The sequence below is a fragment of the Burkholderia sp. SIMBA_051 genome (genome assembly GCF_046534915.1).
GTDB classification, from domain to species: domain Bacteria; phylum Pseudomonadota; class Gammaproteobacteria; order Burkholderiales; family Burkholderiaceae; genus Burkholderia; species Burkholderia ambifaria.
Genome location: NZ_JAWRXS010000644.1, coordinates 1 through 249 on the forward strand (window position 1 = coordinate 1; position 249 = coordinate 249).

At 65.5% G+C, this 249-nt stretch carries 1 protein-coding gene; it reads right to left on the minus strand.

Annotation, left to right across the window (positions count from 1 at the left end; translation table 11 throughout):
• Window positions 1–249: GTPase RsgA (gene rsgA / locus SB771_RS36070; protein WP_410722171.1), on the minus strand; the 249-nt coding region annotated here is incomplete at both ends.

Here is a 249-nt window from a genome sequence, read left to right on the forward strand (position 1 = left end):
CTCGTGCGCCTCGGCGGCGACCAGCGCGCGCCCGAGCAGGTCCTCGCTGAAATGCGGCTCGGTCGCGAGCACGATCAGCAACTGATCGAGATTCGCCGCGAAGAGTTTCGACTTGTACTGATCGGAGCGGTACAGCAGATTGCGCCGCTCGCCGATCTCGACGATCCCGCCCTGATCCGCCGAGGTCGGCTCGTAGATCACACGATCGCCGACCGCCACTTCGCTGCGTTTGCCGCGTGGGAAGCACTG